Origin of the sequence: Pseudomonas simiae (assembly GCF_900111895.1) — a bacterium.
GTDB classification, from domain to species: Bacteria; Pseudomonadota; Gammaproteobacteria; order Pseudomonadales; family Pseudomonadaceae; genus Aquipseudomonas; species Aquipseudomonas simiae.
In genome coordinates, this window is sequence record NZ_FOKB01000008.1 from 264,657 (window position 1) to 279,997 (window position 15,341).

11 protein-coding genes are annotated in these 15,341 nt (G+C 60.2%); 3 read left to right on the top strand and 8 right to left on the bottom strand.

Annotation, left to right across the window (positions count from 1 at the left end):
- The first annotated feature begins 249 nt into the window (after window positions 1-249).
- Window positions 250-1,710, top strand: coding sequence for a membrane-bound lytic murein transglycosylase MltF (mltF, locus tag BMZ57_RS23325; RefSeq protein WP_010207950.1), 1,461 nt, complete (start codon window positions 250-252; stop codon window positions 1,708-1,710).
- A 136-nt stretch (window positions 1,711-1,846) separates the two neighbouring features.
- Here the strand turns inward: mltF and BMZ57_RS23330 are convergent, their stop codons facing one another.
- The 5 genes from BMZ57_RS23330 to treP form a co-directional block, all read right to left on the bottom strand.
- On the bottom strand, window positions 1,847-2,125 hold the full coding sequence (locus BMZ57_RS23330; protein WP_010207949.1) for a PTS sugar transporter subunit IIB: 279 nt from the start codon (window positions 2,123-2,125) through the stop codon (window positions 1,847-1,849).
- Window positions 2,126-2,127: 2 nt separating this feature from the next.
- Window positions 2,128-4,644: a phosphoenolpyruvate--protein phosphotransferase gene (ptsP, locus tag BMZ57_RS23335; protein ID WP_069672767.1), complete on the bottom strand. Its 2,517-nt coding sequence runs from the start codon at window positions 4,642-4,644 to the stop codon at window positions 2,128-2,130.
- Between the two features lie 184 nt (window positions 4,645-4,828).
- Window positions 4,829-6,049, bottom strand: a complete 1,221-nt coding sequence (locus tag BMZ57_RS23340; protein WP_021492268.1) for a maltoporin — start codon at window positions 6,047-6,049, stop codon at window positions 4,829-4,831.
- A gap of 69 nt (window positions 6,050-6,118) precedes the next feature.
- Window positions 6,119-7,765: an alpha,alpha-phosphotrehalase gene (gene treC, locus BMZ57_RS23345; protein WP_010207945.1), complete on the bottom strand. Its 1,647-nt coding sequence runs from the start codon at window positions 7,763-7,765 to the stop codon at window positions 6,119-6,121.
- A 135-nt stretch (window positions 7,766-7,900) separates the two neighbouring features.
- Window positions 7,901-9,343 (bottom strand): PTS system trehalose-specific EIIBC component, encoded by a 1,443-nt coding sequence (treP, locus tag BMZ57_RS23350; RefSeq protein ID WP_069672768.1) that lies wholly within the window; start codon window positions 9,341-9,343, stop codon window positions 7,901-7,903.
- A gap of 212 nt (window positions 9,344-9,555) precedes the next feature.
- Between treP and treR the strand changes: the two genes are divergently transcribed.
- Window positions 9,556-10,260 carry a trehalose operon repressor gene (treR, locus tag BMZ57_RS23355; RefSeq protein ID WP_010207942.1) on the top strand — a complete coding sequence of 235 codons (705 nt, stop codon included), beginning with the start codon at window positions 9,556-9,558 and terminating at the stop codon, window positions 10,258-10,260.
- 13 nt (window positions 10,261-10,273) lie between these two features.
- On the top strand, window positions 10,274-11,044 hold the full coding sequence (locus BMZ57_RS23360; protein WP_010207941.1) for an APH(3')-II family aminoglycoside O-phosphotransferase: 771 nt from the start codon (window positions 10,274-10,276) through the stop codon (window positions 11,042-11,044).
- A gap of 163 nt (window positions 11,045-11,207) precedes the next feature.
- Here BMZ57_RS23360 and BMZ57_RS23365 read toward each other — a convergent pair whose 3' ends face one another.
- The 3 genes from BMZ57_RS23365 to guaB form a co-directional block, all read right to left on the bottom strand.
- Window positions 11,208-11,765 carry a hypothetical protein gene (locus tag BMZ57_RS23365; RefSeq protein ID WP_010207940.1) on the bottom strand — a complete coding sequence of 186 codons (558 nt, stop codon included), beginning with the start codon at window positions 11,763-11,765 and terminating at the stop codon, window positions 11,208-11,210.
- Between the two features lie 340 nt (window positions 11,766-12,105).
- Window positions 12,106-13,683, bottom strand: a complete 1,578-nt coding sequence (gene guaA / locus BMZ57_RS23370) for a glutamine-hydrolyzing GMP synthase (protein WP_010207938.1) — start codon at window positions 13,681-13,683, stop codon at window positions 12,106-12,108.
- Between the two features lie 80 nt (window positions 13,684-13,763).
- Window positions 13,764-15,233 (bottom strand): IMP dehydrogenase, encoded by a 1,470-nt coding sequence (gene guaB, locus BMZ57_RS23375; RefSeq protein ID WP_010207937.1) that lies wholly within the window; start codon window positions 15,231-15,233, stop codon window positions 13,764-13,766.
- Window positions 15,234-15,341 lie beyond the last annotated feature (108 nt).

The following is a 15,341-nucleotide window of genomic DNA, read 5'->3' on the forward strand; positions in this document are numbered from 1 at the left end:
CGTGCATTCTAGCGTAAACCGCCGCCAACGGCACCCGAAACGCTACCGGTGACTGCTGCCGGACGTCAGTTGGCTGGATTACACCCCTTTCGAGGGGCCAGGCCGGGCATTCGGCGCAGTTATTTTAACCGTCACAATCCCTCGCCAAGCCCCGTTTCTGCGGGCTGCAGCACAGTTTTGCCGGCGCTAGCAGACAAGACCCGCGCTGTCGAGATATGGCGCCGTGGGCCGTTTGCGTATACTGCGCAGATGTTCTCCCCAACTGCTTTGCGCCCGCGATGCGCCAAATGGCTCATCGCCACCGGACTCTTCCTGATGCTCAGCGCCTGTGTTGATAAACCCAGCACGCTCGAGCGAATCAAGGAGGATGGCGTATTGCGGGTGGTCACCCGGAACAGTCCGGCGACCTATTTCCAGGACCGCAACGGTGAAACCGGTTTCGAATACGAACTGGTCAAGCGCTTCGCCGATGACCTGGGCGTGAAACTGGAGATTGAGACCGCCGACAACCTCGACGACCTGTTCGGCCAACTGGGCAAACCCAATGGCCCGGTTCTCGCGGCGGCCGGCCTGGTCAGCAGCGAACAGCGCCAGACCCAGGTACGTTTCTCCCACCCCTACCTGGAAGTCACCCCGCAGATCATCTACCGCAACGGCCAGTCGCGGCCGACCAACGCGGCAGACCTGGTGGGCAAGAAGATCATGGTGCTCAAGGGCAGCACCCACGCCGAACAACTGGCAGAGCTTAAAAAACAGAACCCTGCGATTGAATACGAAGAATCCGACGCCGTTGAAGTCGTCGACCTGTTGCGCATGGTGGACGAAGGGCAAATCGACCTGACCCTGGTGGACTCCAACGAAGTGGCGATGAACCAGGTGTACTTCCCCAACGTGCGCGTGGCGTTCGACCTGGGCAACGCCAGCAACCAGAGCTGGGCCGTGGCCGCGGGGGAAGACAACAGCCTGCTCAACGAAATCAACAGCTACCTGGATAAAGTCGAAAAGAACGGCACGTTGCAGCGTCTGAAAGACCGCTACTACGGGCACGTCGATGTTCTCGGCTATGTGGGTGCCTACACCTTCGCCCAGCATCTGCAGCAGCGCTTGCCCAAATACGAGAAACACTTCCGTGCCTATGCCAAGGCAGAAAAGGTCGATTGGCGCCTGCTGGCCGCCATCGGTTATCAGGAATCGCTGTGGCAGCCGGCCGTCACCTCCAAGACCGGCGTACGCGGTTTGATGATGCTGACCCAGAACACCGCCCAGGCGATGGGCGTGTCCAACCGCCTGGACCCCAAGCAAAGCATCATGGGCGGCGCCAAGTACCTGGCCAAGATCAAGGACGAGCTGGACGACAGCATTGCCGAACCGGATCGCACCTGGTTCGCCCTTGCCGCCTACAACGTCGGCACCGGTCACCTGGAAGATGCCCGCACGCTGGCCAAGCGCGAAGGCTTGAACCCGAACAAGTGGCTGGACGTGAAGAAGATGCTGCCGCGCCTGTCGCAGAAGCAGTGGTACAGCAAGACCCGCTATGGGTATGCGCGCGGCGGTGAGCCGGTGCATTTTGTGGCGAACATCCGGCGGTATTACGACATTCTTACCTGGGTGACGCAGCCACAGTTAGAAGGTAACCAGGTGGTTGAGGGCAACCTGCACGTGCCGGGTGTGGATAAGACCAAGCCACCGGAAGATAACCCGCAGTTGTAAGACGCACTCCCAAACACCCTAAGACTAATGTGGGAGCGGGCTTGCTCGCGAAAGCGGTGAGTCAGTCGCTACACAGGCTGACTGATACACCGTATTCGCGAGCAAGCCCGCTCCCACATTTGGATGTCCACTAGGCTTAGAGGCCGGTGATCAGATGCACCACCCCATCTGCCAACACCATCCCCCCCGGAACACCCGCAGCCTTTAACGCCGCAGCATCCATCTTCGCCACATCCTGCAACTGCACCCTCACCCGCGTCAGCGCCACACGCTGCTGCGACTTGAGGTTGTCCGCCCCACCCAACGCGTTCAGCACCTCGGCCGACAACAGACTTTGCTTCGGCGCAGTGACGGTCTCGGCAATCAAATCCGGCGTCAGGGCTTTCCAGAATGCCCTCTGTAATTTCTCGAACATGCTCAGTGCTCCACGACAGGTGAGGATTCAACAGTAGCCGCGTGATATTGGCGCAGGGCCTCACGCACTTCGGCGGCTTCTTCCAAGCCCAACACCTGGCGGGCGATGATCTGGCAGTCAGCCAGATCCAGCTCGCGCACAGTGGCCTTGATGGTAGGGATCAACGGCACGCTGACTGACAACTCGTCGACGCCCAGCCCGATCAACACTGGCACGGCCAGCGCTTCGGAGGCCAATGCGCCGCATACGCCTACCCACTTGCCGTGGGCATGGGCGGCCTTGACCGTGGTGGCGATCAGGCGCAACACCGCCGGGTGGAAGCTGTCGGCCTGGCTGGCCAGGCGCGGGTGGTCGCGGTCCATGGCCAGGGTGTATTGGGTCAGGTCGTTGGTGCCGATGGAGAAGAAATCCACATGGGGCGCGAACACGTCCGCCATCAGTGCCGCCGAGGGCACCTCAATCATCATGCCCAGCTTCGGCAACTCAGTGAGCCCCAGCGCCAGCGCTTCCTCTTCAAGAATCTTGCGCGCCAGGTGCAGCTCCGACAGCAGGCTGACCATCGGCAACATGATGTGCAGCCGCGCAAAACCGGCACTGGCGAGGATCGCGCGGAATTGTTCGCGCAGCAGTTCCGGACGCTCCAGGCATAAACGGATACCGCGCAGGCCGAGAAAGGGGTTGGTCTCGGCGTCCATCGGCACATAGGCCAAAGGTTTGTCGCCACCGACGTCGAGGGTGCGCACCACCAGGTTGCGCTCGGTGCCTAGGGCACGGGCGATCGCGGTGTAGGTGCCGGCTTGTTCCTCGGGGCTTGGCGCGCGGTTGCGGTCCAGGTAGAGAAACTCCGAACGCAACAGGCCAACACCTTCGCCGCCGAGGGTCAGGGCGTGCTCGACTTCCTGCAACGAGGCCACGTTGGCGGTCACTTCGACGTGATGCCCGTCGCGGGTGGTGGCCGGTAGAGATGCCTGCGCCACGTCGCGCTGATGGCGCAGCACCTGGTGTTTGCGGGCGGCCTCCAACTGTTCGATCTCGGCCAGGTTCGGGTCGAGGTGCAGCTCACCTTTGTCGGCGTCGAGCAGCACCTGCTTGCCATTGGCCAACGCCAACACCTGGGCCGGAACACCGCAAATAGCCGGCAGGCCCAGGGCGCGGGCGAGGATCGCGACGTGGCTGGTCGCGCCACCCGCGACAGTGACAAAACCCAGCACCTTGCGTGTATCCAGGCTGGCCGTCTGCGAAGGCGTCAGTTGCTCGGCGATCAGGATCGCGCGCTCCGGCAAATCCCAGGCACTGTCCTGAATACCCAGGATCAGTTTCAGCACGCGCTGGCCGACGTCCGCCAGGTCTGCCGCACGCTCGGCGATCAGTGCATTGCCCAACCCCTGGAAGAGCGTGACGGTGGCGAGCGTTGCACTGTTCCAGGCAAAGGCGGCACTCTTGCCTTCCCCCAGCAGGCGGTGGGCGTGTTCCAGTAAGGTCGGGTCTTCGAGCAGCTCCTGATGTGCGCGAAAAATCTCTGCCTGGGCGCTGCCGGCAGCCTTGTCCTGCAACACCTGCAACGCTTCATTGGCGGCGAGCAGGCCACGCGTCAAAGCAGCACGTTCCGTTGCTCCGCCGGTGCCTTGCTCCGTGATGACCAGCTCCGGATCAGTCACTTGAACGACTTGCCCAAACGCCGAGCCCGGCGATGCACACACGCCCCGCAGCAAGGTCGCCGACGACTGCGTCGCGACCGGCTCGGCAACGTTCACCACCGCCTCGCCACACCCTTCAGCCAACAAGACCACCAACGCCTTGATCGCCGCCTCGGCGTCCTCCCCCGCCGCGCTCACTTGCAAGGTATCGCCCTGCACGGTTTGCAACGCCATGATCGCCACCAGCGATTTAGCGTTGGCGCTCTGGGTTTGCTTGTGCAGGTAAATGCTTGCGTTGAACCCCTTCGCCGCCTGGGCGAACACCGCTGCCGGGCGCGCGTGCAGACCGTTGGCGTTGGGTAAGGTCAGCGGCTTGGAGAACAGCGCATCGCCCCCCTCCTCGTCCACTGCTTCGACGACTCCACTTGGGGATAACTGCAACAGCGGCTGGCCCGTTTCCACCAGGCCGTCTGCCAACAGGCTGAATGGCTCGCCGCTGACCACCAGCATCAACGTCAGCAAACTGCGTGCATTGAGCGCCACGTAGTCGGCATCGAATTCGATCAGCGGCTGCCCGGCCTCCACCCGCTGGCCCTCCTGCACCAGCCGGGTGAAGCCCTGGCCCGCGAGGTTCACGGTGTCCAGGCCGATATGCATCAACACCTGGACGCCGTTGTCGTCAGTGACACTGACCGCATGCCCACTGTCCTGGATATTGCTGATCACCCCGGCCAGCGGCGCGCAAAGCGTCTGTGACGTAGGGTCGATGCACAGGCCATCGCCGATCAGGCGGCTGGAAAAAACCGGATCAGGCACTTTGTCCAGCGCCAGCAGTACACCCGATAAGGGCGCCAGCAATTCCAGGGGTTGAGTTGTGGTCATGACTTCACCTGCTGTTTTGTTCTGTAAAAATCATTGGGTGGATGTGAGTCCTGGGATGACGAAGATCAAATGTGGGAGCGGGCTTGCTCGCGAAAGCGGTGGGTCATCCAATACATGTGTCGCCTGATACACCGCATTCGCGAGCAAGCCCGCTCCCACATTTAGTCCGCGTACATTTACAGATTTACTTCCACCAGTATTCGACTTGCACGCCAACATTCGACCCATGCCGCGCCGTGCCATAGGAACCGGTGTCGGACAACGCCGAGCCCGCCGCCCATTCATTCGCCGCGCGCTTGGCCGCTTTGTTCCAGGTGGCATAGGTGTAGTACAAACGCACTTCCGGCCTGGCCCAGAACTCCGGGCCTTTGGGCGACCAGGTCGGGGCGAAGGTAAATTTGCTCAGTTTGCGCGTGCCACCGGTGGCGTCGACTTGGTCATGCCCAAGTTCGGTGACCAGTTTGAACTGCTCGCTGATCGCGTAAGCCGGGCGCACACCGAGGGACATCCAGGTCTGATCCTGGCTGCCGGGACGAATATCCTTCTGGTACACCGCCTCGATCTGCCCACCAAAACGCGGGGTTACCTGCCAGTCGAAAAACTCCACGGCGCGGTAACTTTTGCTGCTCTTATCCAGGAAGGTATTGCCGGTATAGCCCAGGCCGGTGCCGGGACCTTCGCCGTACTGCAGGGCGAACTTGTTCTTGCCACCGAGGAAAGGCTTTTGCACGTGCTGCGCGGTGAGCGCCCAACCACTGTTGGTGTCACGCCCGCCGGCTTTTTCGATGTAGCTTAGACCCAACTCCAGCTCGCCGCCGGGGTTGGTCTTGAAGCCCGCGACGTTGAAGTCGTGACGGGTAGCGTATTCCTTCTGGTACAGGTTGTCCTTGCGCGAAATAGCGTAGCTGTATTTGAGATCACCGATCAGCACGTCCTCGATACCCCCGCCCGTGGCGCTCTGGTTCCAGTAGTAGAAGTCGGAGATATGGATGTCGTTACGTTTGTAGTAACGCCGGCCGGCCCACAGCGAACCGCCATTGAGGCTGGGCAGGTTGGACCACTGCGCATACATCTGCGGCATGCGCGCCGAGCCGTTGTTTTCGCCCTGGAACTTCAGCGCGCGGTCGTACTTGTTGTAGAGCGATGCCATGGCATCGACGCTGAGCACTGAGCCGTCATCGAGGGTGAGCAGGTCCTGGCGCAATTCCAGCTCGGCGTACTGTTCGCATTCGTTACCCAGACGGTACTTGGTTTGCGCCCCTGGCAGCTGGAAGCATTGCTGTGGGCCGCTGCCCGTCGAAGTACCCGCGCCGCTGCGCAGGTAACCGGCAAATTCCAGGGCTTGAGCGCCAAACGGCAGGCCCAGACAAGACGCAACAAGGCCCAGCTTTATTGTTGTTTTCATGAAGCACTCCGATATTTTTATTATGGTTTTTGAAGCGCCCCGTGCTCCCACACGGGGTTGCAGCGGGTCTCAATCCGTGAGGTGCAGCACAAACGATTCGTAAGGACGCAGCGTGACCGTGGCGGTACGTTGCGGGCAGTCGGGGTAGTTGCTGATCAGCACGCGCTGTTCGCGGGCCGGGTTGATCACGTTGTCCGGCAGTTGGATCTCGCAGGGCGTGCCGTAGAAGTTGTTCAGCACCAGCAGGCGCTCGCCATGGCCTTCACGCAGGTACGCCCAGACCCGCAAGTGGTCTTGCAGCAGTGGGCGGTAAACACCTTCCTGGATCAGCGGTTCGTGACGACGCAAGGCAATCAGCGCGCGGTAGTGATGCAGCACCGAGTCCGGGTCATCCAGTTGGCTTTCGACGTTGATCTGCGCCGCATTGGCCGGAATGCCAATCCAGGGTTCACCGGTGCTGAAACCGGCGTTTTCCCCGGCATTCCACTGCATCGGCGTACGCCCGTTATCCCGCGACTTCTGCATGATCGCCGCCATGCTTGACGCCTCGGGCTCACCGGCATCGCGCTTGAGGCGGAAGATGTTCAGCGACTCCACGTCACGGTATTGCTCGATCCTGTCAAAGCCCGGATTGGTCATGCCCAGCTCTTCGCCCTGGTACACATACGGCGTGCCCTGGAGGAAGTGCAGCGCAGTCGCCAGCATCTTCGCCGAGACCACACGATGCTCGCCGTCATTGCCGAAACGCGAGACCACCCGTGGCTGGTCGTGGTTACACCAGAACAACGCGTTCCATCCACCGCCGGCCTGCATGCCCAGTTGCCAGTCGGTGAAGATCTGCTTGAGTTGCAGGAAGTCGAAATCCGCCTTCACCCACTTTTGCAGGTTCGGGTAGTCGACTTTCAGGTGATGAAAGTTGAAGGTCATCGACAGCTCTTTCGACTCCGGCCGCGAGTAGCGGATGCAGTGCTCCAGGCTGGTGGACGACATTTCGCCGACGTTGATCAGGTCATGCCCTTCGAAGACTTCGCGGTGCATTTCCTGCAGGTATTCGTGCACGTTCGGGCCGTCGGTGTAGAACCGGCGGCCGTCAGTGTTGTCCTCGGGAAAATCGGCGGGCTTGGAGATCAGGTTGATCACGTCCAGGCGGAAACCACCCACACCCTTGTCGCGCCAGAAGCGCATCAGCTTGAACACCTCGGCGCGCACCTTGGGGTTGTCCCAATTGAGGTCGGCCTGGGTGTGATCGAACAGGTGCAGGAAGTACTGGCCGGTCTGCGCCTCGTATTCCCAGGCCGAGCCGCCGAACTTGGATTCCCAGTTGTTCGGCTGGTCGCGCCAGATGTAGAAGTCGCGGTAGGGGTTGTCGAGGCTGCTGCGCGCCTGCTGGAACCACTCGTGCTCGATGGACGTGTGGTTGACCACGATGTCGAGCATCAGCTTGATGCCACGCTTGGCCGCTTCGCTGATCAGCAGATCGCAGTCAGCCATGGTCCCGTAGCTGGGGTCGATGGCGTAGTAGTCGCTGATGTCGTAGCCGTTATCCCGTTGCGGCGAGCGCAGGAATGGCGTGATCCAGAGGCAGTCGACACCGAGCCATTTGAGGTAGTCGAGTTTGTCCACGATGCCCAGCAGGTCACCGGTGGCGTTACCCGCGTGGCTGTGGAAGCTTTTGGGGTAGATCTGGTAGATCACCGAGTGTTGCCAGTCTTGCATGGTGGGTTCCTTCAGTAGAGTTGTGTGCTGGCCTTCAGGGCCCCTTCGCGAGCGAGTCGAGTCGTCGCACCGCCGCGCCCACAGGTTGGAATGCATTTCAAATGTGGGAGCTGGCTTGCCTGCGATAGCCATCGATCAAGCGACGCGATACCCCGGCCGAACAATTTTCATGCTCAACGCACAGGTCAAAACAAACGGCACCACCATCGCGATGACCATGCCGATCACAAACACCGCAATGGATTGCGGCACGATCGAGATAAACCCAGGCAAGCCCCCCACCCCAATGGCCGACGCCTGCACCTTGTTCAACGCGAGGAAAATGCTGCCCAACGCCGAGCCCACGAGGGCCGCATAAAAGGGAAACTTGAAGCGCAGGTTCACCCCGAACATCGCCGGTTCAGTGATGCCGAAGTACGCGGAAATCGCTGAGGTGGACGCCATGCTTTTGTCCCGCGCATTGCGGGTGGTGTAGAACACCGCGAGCGCGGCGCTGCCCTGGGCCAGGTTGGACATGACGATCATCGGCCAGATGAAGGTGCCGCCCTGGGTGGAGATCAGTTGCAGGTCCACGGCGAGGAACATGTGGTGCATGCCGGTGATCACCAGCGGGGCGTACAGCAGGCCGAAAATCGCCCCGCCCACCATCGGCGCCAGGTCAAACAGGGTGACCACGCCTTCGGTGATCAGGATGCCGAGGTGACGGGTCACCGGACCGATAATGGCCAGGGCGAGCACGCCAGTGACGACGATGGTGGTAATCGGCACGACCAGCAGTTGAATCGCATTGGGCACTCGCGCCCGCAGCCCTTTCTCAATCACGCTCATCACATAGGCGGCCATCAGGATCGGCAGGATCTGCCCCTGATAACCCACTTTCTCAATCTTGAACCAACCGAAAATATCGAAGTACGGCAGGCTCTGGCCGTCCAGCCCGGCGACCGCCTTGCCGTAGTTCCAGGCGTTGAGCAAATCCGGATGCACCAGCATCAGGCCAAGCACGATGCCGAGGATTTCACTGCCGCCAAAACGTTTGGCCGCCGACCAGCCCACCAGCGCCGGGAGGAACACGAACGAGGTGTTGGCCATCAGGTTGATCAGGCTCCACAGGCCATCCAGGTTCGGATAGGCCTCCAGCAGCGTCTTGCCCTCGATGAACATGCCCTGGGCGCCCATCAGGTTGTTCACACCCATCAACAGGCCGGCAATGATCAGCGCAGGCAGGATCGGCATGAACACGTCGGAGAACACCCGCACCAGACGCTGCATCGCGTTGGTCTTGTCGGCGCCCTTCTTCTTCACGTCGGCGATGGTGGCGGCGGCGAGGCCGGTCTGTTCGCGCAGGGCGGCGTAGACCTTCTCCACTTCGCCGGGGCCGATCACCACCTGGAACAACCCACCGGTGAAGAACGACCCCTTGACCAGGTCGACCTGGTTCAGTGCGCTGCTGTTGACCAGGCTCGGGTCCTTGAGTGCCAGGCGCAGGCGGGTAACACAATGGGCAGCTTGCTCAAGATTGTCGCTGCCCCCGAGGTTCTCGAGAATCTCGCGGGCGATGGTCGAATAGTCGTGGCTCATGCTTGGTTTCCACTTTGATTTTTTTATTGGGGGACAGTCATTGGCAGCACGCCGAGGCCAAAAGTACTCGTCTGTACGAGTTACACTTTGTTTATTTTTTGTAGGACAGCGCATCGCTGCAAGCCGCATAAAGCCAAGGGTCTAATGGACAAACACCCTCTCTGCCACTAAGGTTCCTGCCTTGACCGCAACCCCGGCAAAGAGCCATCCCCATGAGCAAATACAACCAGATCTATACGGATCTGCTTGCCAGCATCACCACCGAACGCCTGCAGCGCGGCACACGCCTTCCCTCCGAAACCGAACTGATGGACAGCTACCAGGCCAGCCGAGGCACCGTGCGTCGGGCCATCGAGCAGTTGCAGGAGCGAGGGTTTGCGCAAAAGATCCACGGCAAGGGTACTTTCGTGTTGTCGCCCAACCCGATCGAGTTCCAACTGGGCGGTATCGTCAGCTTCCACGAAACCCACGCCGACCTGGGCGATGACGTGCACACAGAAGTGGTCGAATTCACTCAATTCCCGCTGGAAGGTTCACTGCTGCAACACATCGAAGCAGAACCCGGCACCCTGATCACCCGTATCAAACGGGTACGGCGCATCGGCGGCAAACGGGTGATCCTCGACATCAACCACTTCGTGGCCGACGTGATCCCCGGCCTGGACCGCTCGATTGCCGAACAGTCGATCTACGCCTTTATCGAACAGACATTGCAGCTGCAAATTGCCTACGCCCAACGCACCATCGAAGCCCTGCCACGCGGCAAGGACGACCAGACCCACCTGGACCTCGAAGGGCAGAGCCATGTGATCGTGGTGAGTAACCAGACGTTTTTGCAGGACGGGCGGCAGTTCGAGTACACCGAGTCGCGGCATACGTTGGATAAGTTTTATTTTTCGGACATTGCGCGTCGGTAAGCCGGAAACATCCATGAAAATTCCAAACAAATGGCGTGAACAATACCCTGATGCGCTCATTGAGCAGCAAGTCATCGGCGAATCGCGCGCAGATGTCTTTCGCCTGCGCCAGGACGACGGCACGGACCTGTTCCTGAAGTCCGAACCCCTTGAGGAACACGGTGAGCTGGCAGACGAAATCGAGCGGCTTCGGTGGCTGCGGCAAGTTGATCTGCCTGCGCCTGGGGTCCTGGATGAAGTGAAAGAAGACCATCGCCATTGGCTGCTGATGACCACCGTGCCCGGACAGAACCTGGCCAGCGCCAACGAGCTTTCTGCCGCGCAGGTCATCCACATACTGGCGACAGCGCTGCGTACGTTGCATCAGCTTCCTGTCGCACTTTGCCCCTTCGATCACTCACTTGATCAACGTATCACCCGCGCCCGGGAACACGTCAGCGCGGGGCTGGTGGACGCGTCGGACTTTGACGACGAGCGACTGGGGCGAAGTGCCGAGGACGTGTTTGCCGAACTGTTGTCGACCCAGCCAAAGACCCATGATCGGGTCGTCACCCACGGCGACGCCTGCCTGCCGAACTTCATGACAGCCGATGGTCGCTTCAGCGGTTTCATCGACTGCGGTCGCCTGGGGATCAGTGACCGTTATCAAGACCTGGCCCTGGCAGCGCGAAGTATTGAACGCAACCTGGGCCAGGCATGGGTGAAGCCCTTTTTTCAGGTGTATGGTGTGGAGCCCGATGAGCAGCGTCTGAAGTTCTATTGTTTGCTGGACGAGTTTTTTTGACTTGGCCTGCAGCCTGAAACACAAAACCCCGGCACCTGGCCGGGGTTTTGTTATTCAACGCTCGCCTGAGTACTGCATCACTCTCGCGGCGTGGTCATCGACGGTAGCGCGTCGATAACACCCCATCACGCTCAGCCTTTGCCTCTCAAGGATCTCTGCGCAGTCAGTTTGCGCCGGCATCTTTTTTCGGAACGCCAATGGTCTTGCGCTCACCCGTTGCTGAGACTTCGTACACGTTCATGACCCACGTGTCGGCGATCACGGTTTCAACCACGTAATTTTTCTTCGCTTGCGGGGTGAATTGCTGCGCAACAGGCTGCTCTTTGTCGAACGGCGTAGGCATGGGAATACCGTTAAAGGTAAACGGTTTGTCCTTGACCTCCCCTTTCACGAACAACGTTTTGTCCGCCTCGACCAGCTTACTGACGCTGTCAGTACCACCGCCGATTTTCTTCAGATAAGCCGGTATGCGCTTGAAGTAAGCAGAGTCGTAAACCCGCTCCCCCACGCTCACAAATCCAGTATTGGCATACCCGTACGTGTAACTGACAGGACGATCACCCTCACCGCCTATGGTACGGAAAGTCACGCTGGCTTGATGGTCATTCATGGCCAGTGGAACGACCGGCTCTGAAGTAAGATCACCCGCCTGACGGCTGCTGCAGCCAGTCATGATAAGAGCGAAAGTGATCGCGAGCGGAAACGCCAAAGAAGTTTTCATTCGATCCCTGAATAGTCTAAAAGAAGGCCTTTGTAGAGCCATCTGCAGAGTGAAAGTTCCACATACGCCCGAGCTGACCGAGCCTACGGAATCCAGCCTGACGACGATGCAAAACGCCCTCAAGCTCGGTTTCGCTGGGTGACGTGGGCTTCGTCAGCGGCACTGAAAAAATCTCAGTCCCGATGAGCGGCGCAGCGGCTGCCAATGAGACAGCACATCTATATAAAAATGTGCCTTGAAGGAACCGGGCTGGCGCAGCTGGCGGAGATAATGTTTAACGCCTGTACCGACAAAAACAAAAGCCCGCTTTACGCGGGCCTTTGTGTAGTGCGATGAGGGATCACTCCCACTCAATCGTCGCCGGCGGCTTGCTCGACACGTCATAGGTCACGCGCGAAATGCCTTCGATTTCATTGATGATACGGCCGCTGACAGTTTCCAGCAGTTCGTACGGCAGGTGTGCCCAGCGGGCGGTCATGAAGTCGATGGTTTCCACGGCACGCAGGGCCACGACCCAGGCGTAACGACGGCCATCGCCGACGACACCAACGGACTTGACCGGCTGGAACACCACGAAAGCCTGGCTGACTTTGTGGTACCAGTCGGCTTTGCGCAGTTCTTCGATGAAGATGTGGTCGGCGCGACGCAGCAGGTCGGCGTATTCCTTCTTCACTTCACCGAGGATCCGCACGCCCAGGCCTGGGCCTGGGAATGGGTGGCGGTAGACCATGTCGTACGGCAGGCCCAGCTCCAGGCCCAGACGGCGGACTTCGTCCTTGAACAGTTCGCGCAGCGGCTCTACCAGCTTGAGGTTCATTTCCTCAGGCAGGCCACCCACGTTGTGGTGGGACTTGATCACATGGGCCTTGCCGCTCTTGGCGCCGGCCGACTCGATCACGTCGGGGTAGATGGTGCCTTGGGCGAGGTATTTGATGTTGTCCAGTTTGCTGGACTGGGCATCGAACACGTCAATGAAGGTACGGCCGATGATCTTGCGCTTCTTCTCCGGGTCGGACTCGCCGGCCAGGTTGTTGAGGAACTGGTCCTCGGCGTTGGCGCGGATCACCTTGACGCCCATGTTCTCGGCAAACATAGCCATCACTTGCTCGCCTTCGTGCAGGCGCAGCAGGCCGTTGTCGACGAACACGCAGGTCAGTTGATCGCCAATGGCTTTGTGCAGCAGGGCGGCTACCACGGAGGAGTCAACGCCGCCGGACAGGCCGAGCAATACGTTGTCGGTACCGACTTGGGCGCGCACCTGGGCGATGGCGTCTTCAGCGATTTTCGACGGGGTCCACAGGGCTTCACACTCGCAGATGTCGAGGATGAAGCGCGACAGGATGCGGCCGCCTTGCTTGGTGTGGGTCACTTCCGGGTGGAACTGCACGCCGTAGTAACGACGTTCGTCGCTGAACATGCCGGCGATCGGGCAGCTCGGGGTGCTGGCCAGGATGTGGAAGTCTTCCGGCATCTTGGTGACTTTGTCACCGTGGCTCATCCACACGTCGAGGCCGAACAGGCCGTCGGCGTCGATGTGGTCTTCGATGCCGTCCAACAGGCGGCTCTTGCCGACCACGTCCACACGGGCATAACCGAATTCACGCAGCTCGGAGCCTTCCACCTTGCCGCCCAGTTGCTCGGCCATGGTCTGCATGCCGTAGCAGATGCCGAACACCGGTACGCCCAGGTCGAAGACCGCTTGCGGGCAGCGCGGGCTGTTGGCTTCGTGCACGGATTCTGGACCACCGGCGAGGATGACGCCTTTCGGTGCGAATTCGCGGATCGCTTCGTCGTCCATGTCGAACGGATGCAGTTCGCAGTACACGCCGATTTCACGCACGCGGCGGGCGATCAGCTGGGTGTACTGGGAACCGAAATCGAGGATCAGGATGCGGTGGGCGTGAATGTCGAGGGCCATGAAGTCAGTCTCGTCTAATGAATCAGAAACAACTCGGGGCTGAAGAACAGCCCCGGTTACTTAACATTTTGCTGGAAGCTTCAACCTACGCGGTAGTTTGGCGCTTCCTTGGTGATCTGCACGTCGTGGACATGGGATTCAGCCATGCCGGCGCCGGTGATCCGTACGAACTCTGGCTTGGTGCGCATTTCTTCGATGTCGGCGCTGCCGGTGTAGCCCATCGAGGAACGCAGGCCGCCCATCAGTTGATGGATGATCGCGCTCAGGGTGCCTTTGTACGGCACACGGCCTTCGATGCCTTCCGGTACGAGCTTCTCGGCGCCTGCCGAGGAGTCCTGGAAGTAACGGTCGGAAGAACCTTGCGCCTGGGACATGGCGCCCAGCGAACCCATGCCACGGTAAGCCTTGTAGGAACGGCCCTGGAACAGTTCGATCTCGCCTGGCGCTTCTTCAGTACCGGCGAACATCGAGCCCATCATCACGCAGGAAGCGCCGGCCACGATGGCCTTGGACAGGTCACCGGAGAAACGGATGCCGCCGTCGGCGATCAACGGAACGCCAGTGCCTTCAAGGGCGGCGGCGACGTTGGCGATGGCGCTGATTTGCGGCACGCCCACACCCGCAACGATACGCGTGGTGCAGATCGAACCTGGGCCGATACCGACCTTGACGGCGTCCGCGCCCGCTTCGGCCAGAGCCTTGGCAGCAGCGCCGGTGGCGATGTTGCCGCCGATCACTTGCACTTCAGGGAAGTTCTGTTTGACCCAACGCACGCGGTCGATCACGCCTTTGGAGTGACCGTGGGCAGTGTCGACCACCACCACGTCAACACCGGCAGCGACCAGGGCCGAAACACGGTCACCGGTGTCTTTACCAGTGCCGACCGCCGCGCCGACGCGCAGACGACCTTGGTCATCCTTGCTGGCCAGTGGGTAAGCCTTGGCTTTTTCGATGTCGTTGACGGTCATCATGCCTTTGAGGGCGAACTTGTCGTCGACGATCAGCACGCGCTCGATGCGGTGCTTGTGCAGCAGTTCGCGCACATCGTTCTTGTCGGCGCCTTCCTTGACAGTGACCAGACGCTCTTTCGGCGTCATCACTTCACGGACAGTGACTTCAAGACGGTTCTCGAAACGCACGTCACGGGAAGTGACGATGCCGACCAGGTCGCCATCGTGCAGCACCGGAACGCCGGAGATGTTGTGCAGACGGGTCAGGTCGAACAGGTCACGCACGGTGGCGTCGGCTTCGATGGTGATTGGATCTTTCACCACACCGGCTTCGTAACGCTTGACCTTGCGCACTTCGGCAGCTTGCTGCTCGATGGTCATGTTCTTGTGGATGATGCCGATGCCGCCTTCCTGAGCCATGGCGATGGCCAGACGGGCTTCAGTGACGGTGTCCATGGCAGCGGAAACAAGAGGAATATTCAGCTCGATGCCACGGGTTAGGCGGGTCTTGAGACTGACTTCGTTAGGAAGCACCTCGGAATAACCGGGCACTAGGAGAATGTCGTCGAATGTCAGAGCTTCTTGGCTGATACGCAGCATCGCGGGGGCTCCCGAGCGGGAAAATGGAAGCGCGCCATTATATACATGCACCCTGTCGGGCTCAATGTAAAACTCTGACAAACTTGGTAATACTGATAGATGGAGAAA